This is a genomic window from Acinetobacter junii CIP 64.5 (genome assembly GCF_000368765.1).
Taxonomy (GTDB): Bacteria; Pseudomonadota; Gammaproteobacteria; order Pseudomonadales; family Moraxellaceae; genus Acinetobacter; species Acinetobacter junii.
Genome location: NZ_KB849659.1, coordinates 55,401 through 70,316, shown reverse-complemented (window position 1 = coordinate 70,316; position 14,916 = coordinate 55,401). Strand labels below are relative to the sequence as shown.

Annotated in this window: 13 protein-coding genes; 2 read left to right on the top strand and 11 right to left on the bottom strand. The window is 34.0% G+C overall.

All coding sequences use genetic code 11. The annotated features are described in order from the left end of the window. The first annotated feature begins 167 nt into the window (after positions 1–167). Positions 168–1,373: an amino acid aminotransferase gene (locus tag F948_RS15355; RefSeq protein WP_004966980.1), complete on the top strand. Its 1,206-nt coding sequence runs from the start codon at positions 168–170 to the stop codon at positions 1,371–1,373. Positions 1,374–1,628: 255 nt separating this feature from the next. Beyond that, positions 1,629–2,999 carry a phosphohexomutase domain-containing protein gene (locus F948_RS15350; RefSeq protein ID WP_026057367.1) on the top strand — a complete coding sequence of 457 codons (1,371 nt, stop codon included), beginning with the start codon at positions 1,629–1,631 and terminating at the stop codon, positions 2,997–2,999. A 53-nt stretch (positions 3,000–3,052) separates the two neighbouring features. On the opposite strand, the gene galE is transcribed toward F948_RS15350, so the two are convergent. The 11 genes from galE to F948_RS15295 are packed head-to-tail and all read right to left on the bottom strand — an operon-like array spanning position 3,053 to position 14,723. Next, a complete protein-coding gene (galE, locus tag F948_RS15345) occupies positions 3,053–4,069 on the bottom strand; it encodes a UDP-glucose 4-epimerase GalE (protein WP_004966977.1) in 1,017 nt (338 codons plus the stop codon). Continuing rightward, on the bottom strand, positions 4,062–5,729 hold the full coding sequence (gene pgi, locus F948_RS15340; protein ID WP_004966976.1) for a glucose-6-phosphate isomerase: 1,668 nt from the start codon (positions 5,727–5,729) through the stop codon (positions 4,062–4,064). Before pgi ends, galE begins: the two co-directional genes overlap by 8 nt. A gap of 2 nt (positions 5,730–5,731) precedes the next feature. Beyond that, positions 5,732–6,991 carry a nucleotide sugar dehydrogenase gene (locus tag F948_RS15335; RefSeq protein WP_004966975.1) on the bottom strand — a complete coding sequence of 420 codons (1,260 nt, stop codon included), beginning with the start codon at positions 6,989–6,991 and terminating at the stop codon, positions 5,732–5,734. A 16-nt stretch (positions 6,992–7,007) separates the two neighbouring features. Next, on the bottom strand, positions 7,008–7,883 hold the full coding sequence (galU, locus tag F948_RS15330) for a UTP--glucose-1-phosphate uridylyltransferase GalU (protein ID WP_004966974.1): 876 nt from the start codon (positions 7,881–7,883) through the stop codon (positions 7,008–7,010). A gap of 32 nt (positions 7,884–7,915) precedes the next feature. Then, positions 7,916–8,518, bottom strand: coding sequence for a sugar transferase (locus F948_RS15325; RefSeq protein WP_004966973.1), 603 nt, complete (start codon positions 8,516–8,518; stop codon positions 7,916–7,918). Beyond that, complete coding sequence (locus tag F948_RS15320; RefSeq protein WP_004966972.1) at positions 8,515–9,360, bottom strand: glycosyltransferase; 846 nt, start codon at positions 9,358–9,360, stop codon at positions 8,515–8,517. The genes F948_RS15325 and F948_RS15320 overlap by 4 nt, the downstream gene beginning before the upstream one ends. After that, complete coding sequence (locus F948_RS15315; RefSeq protein WP_004966971.1) at positions 9,350–10,435, bottom strand: glycosyltransferase family 4 protein; 1,086 nt, start codon at positions 10,433–10,435, stop codon at positions 9,350–9,352. Before F948_RS15315 ends, F948_RS15320 begins: the two co-directional genes overlap by 11 nt. Next, positions 10,414–11,496, bottom strand: a complete 1,083-nt coding sequence (locus F948_RS15310) for a glycosyltransferase family 4 protein (protein ID WP_004966968.1) — start codon at positions 11,494–11,496, stop codon at positions 10,414–10,416. Before F948_RS15310 ends, F948_RS15315 begins: the two co-directional genes overlap by 22 nt. 9 nt (positions 11,497–11,505) lie before the next feature. Continuing rightward, a complete protein-coding gene (locus tag F948_RS15305; RefSeq protein WP_004966967.1) occupies positions 11,506–12,519 on the bottom strand; it encodes an EpsG family protein in 1,014 nt (337 codons plus the stop codon). A 9-nt stretch (positions 12,520–12,528) separates the two neighbouring features. Continuing rightward, positions 12,529–13,485, bottom strand: a complete 957-nt coding sequence (locus F948_RS15300) for a glycosyltransferase family 2 protein (RefSeq protein WP_004966965.1) — start codon at positions 13,483–13,485, stop codon at positions 12,529–12,531. After that, on the bottom strand, positions 13,482–14,723 hold the full coding sequence (locus tag F948_RS15295) for an oligosaccharide flippase family protein (RefSeq protein WP_004966963.1): 1,242 nt from the start codon (positions 14,721–14,723) through the stop codon (positions 13,482–13,484). Before F948_RS15295 ends, F948_RS15300 begins: the two co-directional genes overlap by 4 nt. Positions 14,724–14,916 lie beyond the last annotated feature (193 nt).

Below are 14,916 nucleotides of genomic sequence, written 5' to 3'. Positions count from 1 at the left end.
ATCCTTATAATCGATCGATTTTCTACGAATTTTTGTAAGTAAATACTGCACCAGAAATGTAAATAACAGCGTGCTTCATAGGCGCTTTATTGGTACATTATTGGGCATCTGGAGTCATGCTCCGCAAGACACATCCATGCACCTTGTTGAATAAAAGGACATTGTTAATGTTTCAACATATCCCACCTTATGCAGGCGACCCAATTCTCTCTTTAATGGAACAGTTCAACGCTGATCCACGCGCTGAAAAGGTTAATTTAAGTATTGGTTTGTACTACAACGAAGACAGTATCGTTCCACAGCTCGAAACTATTATCGAAGCTCAAAAACGTATTGCACCTAAAAATACTCAAACCAAACTTTATCTACCAATGGAAGGTTTTAAACCTTACCGTGATGCGATTCAAGCGTTATTGTTTGGTGCAAATAGCCCTGCAATTCAACAAGGTCGTGTTGCTACCATCCAAACATTGGGTGGTTCAGGTGCATTAAAAGTTGGTGCAGATTTCTTAAAAACTTATTTCCCAAATTCAGAAGTGTGGGTGAGCCAACCAACGTGGGATAACCATGTTGCGATCTTCAACGGTGCTGGCATCAAGAGCAACTACTATCCTTACTTCGATGCAGAAACTCGTGGTGTTGATTTTGATGGTATGTTATCGACATTAAAAACTTTGCCAGAGCAAAGCATCGTATTGTTACACCCTTGCTGCCATAACCCGACAGGTGCGGATCTAAATCCAGCACAGTGGGATCAAGTCATTGCAGCATTAAAAGAGCGTAACTTGATTCCATTCCTTGATATTGCTTACCAAGGCTTTGGCGATAGCATGGAACAAGATGCTTATGCGATTCGTGCTTTAGACCAAGCTGGTCTGAACTTCATCGTAAGCAACTCGTTCTCTAAAATCTTCTCACTTTATGGTGAGCGTGTTGGTGGTTTAACTTTCGTATGTGACGATGCTGAAGCAGCAAAATGCACATTCGGTCAGTTAAAAGCAACGGTCCGTCGTATCTATTCTAGCCCACCAACAACGGGTGCATGGTTGGTTGATCAAGTATTAAATGATGCTGATCTTAATCAACAATGGCAAAACGAAGTTAAAGAGATGCGCGAACGTATTATCAAAATGCGTAGTATCTTAAAAGATGAGTTGACGAAAGCACTTCCTGAGCGTGACTTTAGCTACCTTGTAAACCAAAAAGGTATGTTCAGCTACACAGGTTTGACAGGCGAGCAAGTCGACACCTTACGTGAAGAATATGCAATTTACCTTGTTCGTAGTGGTCGTATCTGCGTTGCAGGTTTAAATATGAATAATATTTATAAAGTTGCAAAAGCAATGGCTGAAGTGTTAGCAAAATCAGCTTAACATCCCCTTGCGGAGCTATATTCGCTCCTCATCTCCCTTTTAAAAGGGAGACTTTATGGATCAAAAATGGTTGTTTCACGTGAAACAACCTTTTTTATTTTTACAAAACCAGCGTCATTAAAACTAAAATTTATCCGACAACTAGAGCCAAGAATAAATGTGCTAAATGATTAAATCTGTATCATTCAATGTTCAATCTAACTCAGTCTTTGTATACTGTAACACATGAATAAACAACAAACAGCACTTTTCAAAATGACTCAACTGACTTGCTTCAAAGCGTATGATATTCGCGGAAAATTAGGTACCGAACTGAACGAAGAAATCGCCTATAAAATTGGTCGTGCATACGGACAAATCTATCAACCTAAAAAAGTGGTGATTGGTTGTGACATCCGTCAGAGCAGTGAAGGCTTAAAGCAAGCAACCATTCGTGGTCTCAATGATGCAGGTGTCAATGTTCTAGATTTAGGCATGACGGGTACTGAAGAAGTTTATTTCGGCGCTTTCCATCTTGATGTCCAAGGTGGCATTGAAGTTACGGCGAGCCATAATCCAATGGATTATAACGGCATGAAATTGGTACGTGAAAATGCACGCCCAATCAGTGCTGATACGGGATTAAAAGACATCCAAGCACTCGCTGAATCAGGTACTTTTACCGAAGTTGAGCAAAAAGGTACAACTGAAAACTATAATATTTTGCCAGAGTTTGTTGATCACCTATTAACCTACATCGATCCTCAGAAAATTAAACCACTCAAACTGGTGGTAAATGCAGGTAATGGTGCAGCAGGCCATGTCATTGATGCAATTGAGCAGAAATTCCAACAACTGAATATTCCTGTTGAATTTATTAAAATTCATCATGAAGCCGATGGAACTTTCCCTAATGGAATTCCGAATCCGATCTTAATTGAAAACCGTGACAGTACCCGTGATGCTGTGCTTGCGCACCATGCAGATATGGGTATCGCATGGGATGGTGACTTTGACCGTTGCTTCCTATTCGATGAGAAAGGTCAATTCATCGAAGGCTACTACATCGTTGGTTTATTGGCACAAGCATTCTTAATCAAACAATCTGGCGAAAAAATTGTGCATGATCCACGCCTAGTTTGGAATACCTTTGATATCGTAGAGCAATACCAAGGGATCGCAGTTCAATCAAAATCTGGACATGCTTTTATTAAAGATGTGATGCGTGAACATAATGCTGTTTACGGTGGGGAAATGAGTGCACATCATTATTTCCGTGACTTTGCTTATTGTGATAGCGGTATGATTCCTTGGTTACTCACCATTGCTCTACTCTCAGAAACAGAACAATCACTCTCGACACTCGTGGAAAATATGATTGCCAAATTCCCTTGTAGCGGCGAAATCAATTTTAAAGTGGCAGATACTCAAGCGACAGTTCAAAAGATCTTTGATCATTATGCAGACCAAAATCCATTAGTAGACCGTACTGATGGTGTTAGCCTTGATTTTGGTGCCTGGCGTTTGAATGTCCGCGCATCGAATACAGAACCATTACTGCGCTTAAACATTGAAAGTCGTGCTGATAAAAATCCGCAACCTATGCAAAATTATGTGGATGAATTGACAGATTTGATTCAAGGATAAGCGAAGAGTTAAGAAATAGGGAGCTATTGCTCCCTGTTTCTACAAAACGATAATTATTGATATCCATTTGGATTTTTCTTTTGCCAGTGCCAACTATCAGCGAGCATATCTTCCAAAGTATATTGCGGTTGCCAACCAAGCTCCGTAATTGCCCGTGTATTATCAGCAAATGATATTGCAACATCACCCGAACGCCGTGGTGTAAACTCATAAGCAACTGACACACCATTTACTTTTTCAAAAGTATCTTTAACTTCTAAAACAGAACAACCATTTCCTGTTCCAATATTCCAAACACGACAGCCATGTTTAGACAGGCGATTATTTAGAGCGCATAGATGGGCATTCGCCAAGTCCACCACATGGATATAATCTCGAACACCAGTACCATCTACCGTATCATAATCATTACCATAAATTGATAACTTTTCACGACGCCCTACAGCAACCTGAGTGACGTACGGCATTAAATTATTTGGAATACCTTGTGGGTCTTCGCCAATTTGACCACTTTTATGTGCACCAACAGGATTAAAATAACGAAGTAATGCGATTGACCACTTCGGATTAGCTAAGGATAATTTTTGTAATAATTGCTCAACTATGAGCTTCGTATAGCCGTAATTATTGCTAGGTATACCTGTAGGCATATTCTCATTCAAAGGGGATATATTGATCTCATCATAAACTGTTGCTGATGAACTAAATACAAGAGTAAATATACCTGCTTTTTCCATAGCTTTAACAAGCTGAATACTACCTGCAATATTATTGTCAAAATAAATTAATGGTTTTTCCTGACTTTCCCCAACGGCTTTCAAACCTGCAAAATGAATCACCGCCTCAATCTCATGACTTTTAAAAAGCTGATCTAAAGCATTTGCATCACGAATGTCACCTTGAACAAAAACTAAAGATCTATTCGCCAACTTTTGCACACGTCTTAGAGATTCTTCAGAGCTATTCGACAAATTATCAAAAACAATAACATCGTGACCCGCATTCAGTAACTCTACACAAGTGTGTGAACCAATATAGCCTGCTCCACCTGTTACTAATATTTTAGCCATTCATCTTTCCTAGTATTATTCGGAGTAAACCCTGCGTTGAAGCATCAAATGTTGAAATATCATCGATCTCATGATTTAAAATTGGTAATAGTTGATTAGCAATTTCCTTCCCCTTCTCAACCCCCCATTGATCAAAAGGATTGATATTCCATAAGATGGATTGTACGAACACCTTATGCTCATACATTGCTATCAACATCCCTAAACTATATGGATTAAGCTCTTTTAACAAAATCGTTGAACTTGGTTGATTACCTTCATATTGTTTATATCTTGGTAATTCATTTAACTCATCTTGAGAAAGTGCTTGGTTCCCAAAAGCCAACAGACGTGATTGGGCTAAACAATTCGATAATGCCAAATGATGCTGCTCTATCAAGGCATCCGCATTTTCAGCATAAGTAAATTGATTTGAATTATAACGTTTTACAGGCGCGATAAAATCACAACTGACTTTATGCGTTCCTTGGTGAAGTAATTGATAGAACGCGTGCTGCGCATTGGGTCCAACTTCACCCCATACAATTGGGCAAGTAGCTAAGCTAACCTTTTCTCCATCCCGTTGAATGGATTTACCATTAGACTCCATTTCAAGCTGTTGTAAATAGGCAGCAAAATATTTAAGCCGACCATCATATGGCAAAACAGCATGTGTTTGGATATCGAGAAAATTATTATTCCACGCACCTAACAAACCCATCAGAACAGGGATATTCAGTTCAAATGATGTGGTTTGGAAATGCTGATCTATCGCATGAGCCCCTGCTAGAAGTTGTTTAAAACCCTGAATTCCGATCGTTAATGCGATCGGTAACCCAATACAAGACCATAGAGAATAACGACCACCAACCCAATCCCACAGTAACAATTGTTTATCAGCTGCTATTCCCCATTCCGTCATTTTTTCAGGTTTAGTTGAAACCCCAATAAAATGATTCTTGAGAATTTTGTCATTGTAACCTAACGCCTTTTCAAGCCATTGACGTACGGTTTGTGCATTAGAAAGCGTATCAATTGTGCCAAAAGACTTCGATGAAATAATAAATAGCGTTGTTTCAGGTCGCAATTGATGCAAAAGCTCAGATAACTGGCTACCATCCATCGTAGAGACAAAGTGGACAGCTAAAGGTTTTGCAGTTGGCACTTTAAAATCAGACAGCGCGTGAGTCACCATTAGTGGACCCAAATCTGAACCGCCAACACCAATATTCACGACATCTTGAATTACCTCACCAGTAGCGCCACGAAATTGACCGCTATGAATCTTTTCTACTAAGGCATACATGCGATCAAGTTGCACATGTACTTGTTCAGTAATTTCGGGTTGAAAACTAGAATCCTTTGGCAGCCGCAATGCCCAATGCATTGCTGCTCTTTGCTCCGTATAGTTAATCAACTCTGTTGAAAATAATTTCTGAATCCATTGCCCTAAATTTCGCTCATCTGCTAATTTAACTAAACCATTTATTATGCTTTGATTGATACGGTGTTTACTAAAATCTAAAACAATTTGATCATATTCAACTGAAAAATGATTAAAACGCTTTGAATCTTCAGCAAATAAGGTATTGAGATGAGTATCAATCAATTGATTTTTTAAAGAAGATAAGTTTTCGATTGCAGGCGACTTCTGCGTTAACGATTGGTTCGGTTGAGTCATGATTAACGCCCCACGCCTACATAAGCAAAACCTTGTGCTTTCACATAATGAGGGTCATAGATATTACGCCCATCCAAAATCAAAGGATGCTCCATCTGCTGCTGCAATCGCTTAAAATCAGGGCTCCAGTATTGTTTCCACGCCGTTAAAAGGCAAAGGGCATGAGCATTCTGAACAGCTTCATATTGATTTTGACAGAGAATCAAATCTGAGCGTTGCCCATAAATCATTTCAATTTCATCTAAAGCCTGTGGATCATGCAAATGGACTGTAACACCTTGTGCCCATAGTGCTTTTAGCATGTGATGGATCGGTGATTGTTGGATACTGGAGGTATTTTCCTTAAAGGAAGCCCCCCATATCGCTATTGTTTTACCTTGCAAATCACCATGATAATAATTCCATAATTTACGGAACAGAATTTCTTTTTGCTGCTCATTAATATCCCAAACTTGTGCGAGTAACTGACTTTTAACTCCTGTATTTGCTACAGTACTGGCCAATGTCAAAACATCATGGGAAAAGTTTTCACCACCAAACCCCGCTCCAGGTGATAAATAAGCAGAGCCTATACGATTGTCTGCAGCCATGCCTTGACGTACTGAGGCAATATCTATTCCAAGTTTTTCAGCGACTACAGCCAAATCATTTATGTAACTAATACGGGTCGCCAACATGCCTGAGATGCTAAGTTTAGTAAACTCGGCATCTAGGATGGGCATAAACAAAAATTGCTGTTCCAAAGGAAAAAAAGGTCTTAATAATTCTTTAACCTTGCATTGAGCACGATGATCCAAACAGCCCACGATCAATTGCTTAGCTTGGGTTAAGCTCTGCAAAGCATTACCTTCTTGGATTGTGTCAGGTAAATATACCCAATCATCCTCTGCAAGTATTTTCTGCATTTTTTCAGTACCATGCAGACCAAAAGTAGATGCATTAATCATGAGTTTTGGATGGATAATATTTCGCTGCTTTAGCCTACCAAGCAACTGAAAAACGAAAGTTTCTTGGGTTTGGTTAAAACTAAAAAAATACCCATCTATATCTAATGGCAACTCAGAAAGAGCTGCGTAGTTCAAAAAGCCACTCTTTAATTGTTTTTCTAATAGTTGATTAACATTCTCATCATGAAATGCATATTGCAAATTATTTTGATTGTTTTGAGTATCTGAACACCAAAAAACCTGATGTCCAGATTCAGATAAAAGTACGGACATTACTCCCGCATATAAAGTATTGCCAAATATTGCAATTTTCATAACCGTTAACCCTAAATTACAGGGCTAACTCACGAATTAAGCCCTTAAAATCAGCACCTAGCTTTGGATGCTCAATACCATAGTGCAATACTGCTTTAAGATAACCAATCTTACTGCCACAATCAAAGGTTTGACCTTTCATTCGATAAGCCTCTACAGCCTCAAGTTGTTGCAAGCTTGCAATTGCATCAGTGAGTTGTATTTCATTACCAGCCCCCTTAGGTGTATCTTGCAATAATTGCATGATTTTAGCTGGCAAAATATAACGCCCAACAACTGATAAATTTGAAGGTGCTGTACCTACTGCGGGTTTTTCTACAATACCGTTCATGATAATGCTTTCACCTTCATTCGGTGATTGTGCAACATCTACGATGCCATACTGATCCACTAAATGATCAGGCACTGCTTCAACCATAATTTGTGCTGCTTGAGACTGTTGAAAACGCTGAATCATCAACGATAAATCATTTTCAGCTGCATGGTCTTTAACCAACACATCAGGCAACAAAACTGCAAACGCTTCGTCACCTACAATGTCTTTCGCACAAAGTACAGCATGCCCCAGACCTAATGGTTGCGGCTGGCGTACACTTACAACACTGATATGTTGAGGTAATATATCGGTAATTTCTTTCAATAAATCAAATTTCTTTTTTTGTTCCAGCGTCGTTTCAAGCTCGAAATTTCGATCAAAATAATTTTCAATAGATGCCTTAGATGAATGCGTGACTAAGATAATCTGTTCAATACCTGCATCAACGGCCTCTCGAACAACATACTCAATCGCAGGGCGATCTACAACAGTCACCATTTCTTTAGGAATCGATTTACTTGCTGGCAAGAAACGTGTACCTAAACCTGCAACAGGCAAAATTGCTTTTTTGATCATAATAACTCTATATCCAAACTAAATATCTGTTTTTACTTTTTGACTGCTTCACTTGAATAACGACTTGCACCAACAATTTGATCTGGAGCATTTATGCCCTCTTTTCTAATCATCACAACTACTGTTTTAAACATAATTTTAAAATCTAAAAGTATATTGTGTGACTCTACATATTTTATATCCAACTTAAACTTTTCTTCCCAATCCAAGTTATTTCGACCACTCACCTGAGCCAAACCCGTCATACCAGGTTTCACTTCGTGTCGGCGCATTTGTTCAGGAGTGTAATGATTTAAAAATTCAGCAAGTTGAGGACGTGGACCAACTATACTCATATCTCCTTTTAACACATTAATTAATTGTGGCATTTCATCAAGTGTTGTAGAGCGAAGTTTTTGACCAAATGGGGTTATGCGCTTTTCATCGGGTAATGGATTACCATACTCATCAAAAGCATCTTTCATAGAACGAAATTTTATCATTTTAAAGAGTTTTCCATTTCGTCCTGGGCGTTCCTGATAAAAGAAAATCGGGGAACCTAGATTTTGACGAACTTTATATGCAACTAATAGAAAAATCGGGGATAGCAAAAGTAAAGCAATTAATGCAATAACAATATCTACCAAACGTTTCATTCTAATTCCACTCTATTTTCAACTTTCTTTCGTAAAAAAGTATTGTATATTTTACCTAAAAGATTCGCAGGCAGAAGACGTAACGCTGATCTACCTAAAAAAAGTACATTAGCATATATTATAGGCTGTAACTTTAGTTTTTTCTTTAAATCTAGTAACTGCTTTTCGCTTTTTATATATTCCAAACCTTTACGTCTAGCATGCATACCATTACCTACTCGTGCATATAATAATACATTTGGATGATTACCTACTTTATAGCCAGCTCCAATAACTCTTAACCACAAATTATAGTCTTCCATATATAAATGATGCTGATATCCACCAACTTTATCTATTACAGATTTCTTATAAGCAACAGCCATATGATTAAAAGGACTTCTCTTTTGTGCAAATTTAACAATATCTTCATGTAATATAGGCACAGATTTCAAAACATTAGCTTTTTGAGGGTCTTTATCAAACTCTAATATTTGACCACTAAATAATACAACATCAGGATTCTCTTTGATGAAAGATATTTGTTTTTCAAAACGATCAGGTTTGCAGATATCGTCTGTATCCATTCGAAAAACCCACTCATTGGTGCAATGCTTCAACCCTTCATTTAAGGCTTGACCTAATCCGATATTTTTGGATAAAGGGATTACTTTTAAAATATCACCTATTTTTAACCTCCAACTATCGATAACTCGGTGTAATTTAACGCCAATATCACCATCTAACACCAAAATTATTTCATTAGGATGAATACTTTGTTCTTGCCAAATACTTAAAAAACATTGATTCAATGCAACAGGAGATTCTTTATAGTATAAAGAAAGCAGTATGCTAAATTTCATTCATCAAACCCTTATACAAATTGTGATATTTTTCAATCATAACTTCAGATGTATATTCAGCCTTATATTTTTTATAGATATTAGTTTCTAAAACTTCTCTGTATATTCTCGCTTTTAAAAAAGCTTGAGTCAAACTATCAATATCATCTAAATTAAAAAAAACGACTTCATTTTCTTGAAAGACATCAGTATTTGATGGTATTAACGAACAAACAACAGCTTTCTTTGCAGCAGCTGCCTCAAGTAAAGCAATGGATATACTTTCAGTGTAAGAAGTCTGAGCATATATATCAAATAAATTCAAATATTCAGTAGCATTTTTACGATAACCCAAAAATAAACATCTAGCATCTACTTTTAAGTCCAAAGCTAATTTTTTCAAAAATTCAATATATCCACCATCACCAATTAGGACAAAACAATAATCAGGTAAGTTAGGTAAAGCCTGTATAATCTGAGCATGACCTTTTAGTTTAATTGCGCGTGTGCAAGTTCCAATACAAGTATATCTTTCTTTTAAAACCTTTATTTTTGCAACATCATCTTCAGAACATCCATAGCCTTGATTATTAGCTATAGTTCTACCATTTGGCACATTAACAACCTTATTATTAGGCAATAGTTTACGATAGTAATTACTAGCTGTACCTCCTATCGATATGACTAAATTCTTATTAGTAAGTGCAAATTTCCAAATAGATTCTATAGCTTTAGTTTTCAAAAAAGAATTATTAATGATGTACTCATCATAGATCACATTATGTTGGGTTGAGATTAAAAAACTATCAAATTTATGTATTTTTGTATATAAATCTGGTCTTATTCCATGAGTATGTATAATGTCAAAACCATTAAAATCAAATTTATGAAAAAAACTTATTTTTATACAATTAACACTAAAATCCAAAATATCTTCTTTGAAATCATCAAAATAAAAAACAGTCACAGATACATTTTTATTCTTCAATAGACCATCAATAATATCTTTCACGACAATAATAGGACCTAAGTTTTTTAAAGATGGTAATAAAAATGCAATTTTCATTAGTTCTTTCATTTTAACAGCCCAACCCATAATTCTCTAATTTGACCTATTTCATAGTCAGATGCTACTGTGTTACTATTTTTAGATAACGTATTTAGCATTTCTTCAGATAGATTCATATAATCCGCAAGAGTTTGGCAAAATATTTTTTTATCTCTATTTTTTACGACATAACCATTATAAGAGTTTTTAACAATCTTATTAACGCCATGACCACATTCAAAAGTAATAATTGGAACACCAAAAGCCTGCGCTTCTAATAAAACCATTGGCAATCCTTCAGAATGAGATGACATTAAATATACTGTAGCATCCTGATAAAACCTATCAATTTCCTTTGTAGATGACAAAAAGTTAAGATTTTTTTTTGTAAGATTATATTTTTCAGCAAGTGCTATAAGTCTATTTTTTTCCACACCATTACCGATAATATTTAATGTAGCATCCTTATTATATTGTATAAAGTCAGCCCAAATAGTGATTAAATCATCAAACCCTTTTTCAGGAGAAAGGCGCCCAATACTTAAAGCTATAAATTTTTTTTGATTAAACTCTTTAGGTCTAACATCAAAGGCTATAGGATTAGGTATTACAGAGACTTTATTTCTAGAATATTTATATTTTTTTTCCCAATCCCTTTGATCCATATCTGTTAAAGTAACAATGTGATTACAAGAAATGGAGGCTAAAAATCGACCTAGAGATCTAAGGATAGATTTATCTTTAAATTCAAGATTAAAGTGCTCCCAACAAATAACATTAATGTTTAAAAGCCTAGTAGCAAAAAAGGCAAAACTTGCACATAAACTATCAACTATAATTAAATTATTAATTTTATTTATTAGAAGATATTTTCTTAATTCAGAGCAAATATTTAAAAAATTTTTCTTTGATGAATTTGGTGGAAATCCTAAATTAGATACTAAAACATTTGGGTCAACGGAATAAAAAACGTCTTTTTCATCTTTAACAATACTTAGAATATGAACCTCAAAACCCAAGGCACATAACGCATTCGAAACAGTTGCTGTAACCCGTTCTGTTCCACCTGAAGAGTTAAAATTACTTATAAAAAAACATAAGCTATTCATAACATAATCCTAAAATATATAATCAAAGATATTAGTATTTATATTATATACGCTCCTTAAATTCTCAACGGAAAAGTGAAACATAAAATAAAATAAAAACAAAATAAGAAAAACTATTAATGATTTTCTATTAAATTTAGAAGCTAAAAATATAAAAATAATAGGCAAATATATTTCATAATATCTTGCAGCAATTGAAGCATTAACAAAAATACTAAATATCAAATAGTTTAACAAACCAAGCATTAACAAAATATAAAATTTATTACTACGATCATCTTTAAAAAATGAATAAAAAATAATGAAAATAAATAGTACAAATAAAAAAGTTGCACCAACCCCTCTAGCCCCATATAAAGAGTACACATCAGTAATCTGAGAAAACCCTAAAATCTGACCAACAATTATAAACAAAAAGGCTGTTGTAAGAAAAAAAACGCCATTTAATAACAACCTAAAATTAAATGATCTCCCTTCACTTATAATAAAAAAGTTTATAAAGTAAATAATAAAAATATAGAAAAAAGAATTATGTATCAATGAAACAAAAAACAAAACAAAAAGATTTATTCTCTTATTCTTACAAAAAGAGAAAAAAAACAAAAATATATACAAAGCAAATGCTTGCCGTAAAGCAACGATATTTAAATGAACTAAAGGTAAAATAAAAAAACTAATTAACAACGAAAGTAAGTAAATAAAAATATTTTTTGAATGATAAAAAAGTAAAAAGGTAAAACCAAAAGCAATAAATGTTAAATAAAAAATTTTTGTATAAACAGGGTTTCCTGTCATAGAATAAATAAAATTATTTAAATAATGAAAAACATACTCTCCTCTCAGGTAATCTTTAACCCCCTCCATTCTTTGCAAATAATCACTTGAATTATCAAAAAAAACATAATAGTTAAACCTATCCCAGACCAAATCATCAGGAACAACATTAACTAAATAAATAACAAAAAACAATGATAATAAATAAAAAATATAGTTTATTAAAACCTTAGATGACTGAATTCTCATAAAATTTTTTCAAAACCTATGCTTTAAATTTAGAATAAAAATAAAAATTACAGGAAAAAAACAAAAAAACTTATTTTTAAGATTAAAGTTATTTTTACTACTTAAAGCTGACTTTCTAAATTCTTTTTTAAAGCAATTACTTCTCTGTATAAAGTAATTTTTTTCTTCATTATTATAGCTTATATTAAGTAGATGCTTAAAAATTGGCAAAATTGAATACTGATAATAATCAGCATCATAGTTAAAACTTCTTAACATATCTGTTGCAACCCACTCCAGATCATCAATGTTTTTTGAAGAGAATGTATTACTAATCCCTTGCAAATTTTCACGATACCAAATTAATTGACTATTTAAAAAATAAATATTTTTACTAATTGCAAAAATTTTTGGAATTAGGTAAGCATCTTCATAGTTTCTTCCCACAGGGAATTTATATATATCAAATAACTTCCTTTTATATACTCTTAACCAAGCAAACCAAGATGCACTCGAAAAAATAAATTTATAAATATTATTATCTAATTGATATTTACCAAGGTACTCTAAAGGTTTTAGAAATAAAGATACTGATCCACTATTATTAAATCTCAAAGCATCAAATTGAATAATATCAATATCTAAATTTAACTGTAGTACTTTAAGAATTTCTTCAATATAATTATTACTCAGCTTATCATCTGAATCTAAAAAAGCTATATATTCTCCTTTCGCAACTGAAATCCCCGTATTCCTTGCTCCACTCAACCCTTGATTTTCTTGATCTATAAAAACAAATTGCTTTTCTAAATGATTATATTTTTCAGATATATATTGACAAGCCATCAACATAGCGTTATCAGGTGTACCATCATTCACCACAATAACTTCTACACCTTCTACAAGTTGGCAGCATACACTCTCTAAACACTCTATAATGTAGTTTTCCACTTTATAAATTGGAATAATCACACTCAGCTTGATCATTGATTTTGCCTATTTCTATATGTTGATATTAAGAAAACTCGCTTTTGAGTATCGAGTATGATTCTATTTTGATAAAAATAATTAAATACCGTGAATGACATGATTTCTGTGAGTAAAATAGCGAAAACTGCCCCATTCAGCCCCCATTGATAAACACAATAAGCAGTTAATACAATATTGAATGCGACCAGATAAAGTGTTTTTTTCTTTAAATAATCATAAGCATTAAATTTCAACAAATATTTCTCAGCTATTGTTGACAAACCTGAAAATAAAGTAACCAATACAGTAAAGAGTAAAATATCATTCACACCTGCATATTGCTCACCGTATAGCCAATTGACAATATAGCTCCCAGTTATAGCAAAAAATGCCATCACCAATAAACATATCGCAATAATTACTACATTCAATTTTGCAACCATATTTTGGCTGTTTTCAAAATCTTTCTCAAGATAGACTTGTGTAAAATATGATGAGATAATTGAGACAAGAACAAAATAAAAACTATTCCCTAAAGTCATTGCCACAGTATAAATCCCGAGATCATACTGAGATTTCAGACCAAGAAACAATTGTGATGTCTTTGTAAAAACCGCAACTGACAAAGAGTAAAAAATGAGCTTACGTCCTATGCCTAGCATAAGCTTTCGATAGCGCTTGAATTTTTTTACAGCAATTTCATGATCAATGACTTTAATTTTTGAATATACATATTTTCTAATTAAAAATGGGATCATTGTAATGAGAACAATAGGTAAGCTTAACAATTCAATTGCCAACTGAAACTTCGCAATACAATACCTTACAATCAATGAGATAATCAGTGCTAAGATATTGCAATATGCATTTATTTTTGACTGTAAAATTGCATTAAAATAAATTGTATATACATCATGTACAGCAAAGTAAATGGCTACACTTGTTGCAATAGAAAAAACAAATGTCATGTGGTCAGCAAAGTAATATACGTACAACAGAGTCAATGATGACAAACTTAAATATAAAATATCCCTAATTTTTTTTGTTGAATCAATAATATACTCGCCAAGTTTACGATCTTTTGCAGTTTTTTGAAAAATAATATTTTCTGACCCAAGCATGGCGATCGTTTGAATAATTGCAAAAATCGAACTTGCAAAAGTTAGCTTACCAAAGTTTTCTGGTCCAATATATTGAGCAACAAATGAAGTCACAAAAATAAGACCAAAGATCGAAATTAACTTTTCAGACATCATCCATAAAGCATTCGTAAAAACTTTACTTTTGATTTTTTGAAATATTTTCACAGATGAATACTACTTTGACTCAAGCATTTATACGCTAGCTTAAAACTTAATTTGAAAAACACTATTAGAGTTGAAACAGAAAAAATCAATAATTCAAATAAACACTAATCCTACACTTGCGCAAACAAATTCAGACTTTATC

What these genes read in the sequence shown, in the direction of transcription:
- F948_RS15355 (WP_004966980.1), top strand. Translation starts at nt 168, where the DNA reads ATGTTTCAACATATCCCACCTTATGCAGGCGACCCAATTCTCTCTTTA.
- F948_RS15350 (WP_026057367.1), top strand. Translation starts at nt 1,629, where the DNA reads ATGACTCAACTGACTTGCTTCAAAGCGTATGATATTCGCGGAAAATTA.
- galE (WP_004966977.1), bottom strand. Translation starts at nt 4,069, where the DNA reads ATGGCTAAAATATTAGTAACAGGTGGAGCAGGCTATATTGGTTCACAC.
- pgi (WP_004966976.1), bottom strand. Translation starts at nt 5,729, where the DNA reads ATGACTCAACCGAACCAATCGTTAACGCAGAAGTCGCCTGCAATCGAA.
- F948_RS15335 (WP_004966975.1), bottom strand. Translation starts at nt 6,991, where the DNA reads ATGAAAATTGCAATATTTGGCAATACTTTATATGCGGGAGTAATGTCC.
- galU (WP_004966974.1), bottom strand. Translation starts at nt 7,883, where the DNA reads ATGATCAAAAAAGCAATTTTGCCTGTTGCAGGTTTAGGTACACGTTTC.
- F948_RS15325 (WP_004966973.1), bottom strand. Translation starts at nt 8,518, where the DNA reads ATGAAACGTTTGGTAGATATTGTTATTGCATTAATTGCTTTACTTTTG.
- F948_RS15320 (WP_004966972.1), bottom strand. Translation starts at nt 9,360, where the DNA reads ATGAAATTTAGCATACTGCTTTCTTTATACTATAAAGAATCTCCTGTT.
- F948_RS15315 (WP_004966971.1), bottom strand. Translation starts at nt 10,435, where the DNA reads ATGGGTTGGGCTGTTAAAATGAAAGAACTAATGAAAATTGCATTTTTA.
- F948_RS15310 (WP_004966968.1), bottom strand. Translation starts at nt 11,496, where the DNA reads ATGAATAGCTTATGTTTTTTTATAAGTAATTTTAACTCTTCAGGTGGA.
- F948_RS15305 (WP_004966967.1), bottom strand. Translation starts at nt 12,519, where the DNA reads ATGAGAATTCAGTCATCTAAGGTTTTAATAAACTATATTTTTTATTTA.
- F948_RS15300 (WP_004966965.1), bottom strand. Translation starts at nt 13,485, where the DNA reads ATGATCAAGCTGAGTGTGATTATTCCAATTTATAAAGTGGAAAACTAC.
- F948_RS15295 (WP_004966963.1), bottom strand. Translation starts at nt 14,723, where the DNA reads ATGATGTCTGAAAAGTTAATTTCGATCTTTGGTCTTATTTTTGTGACT.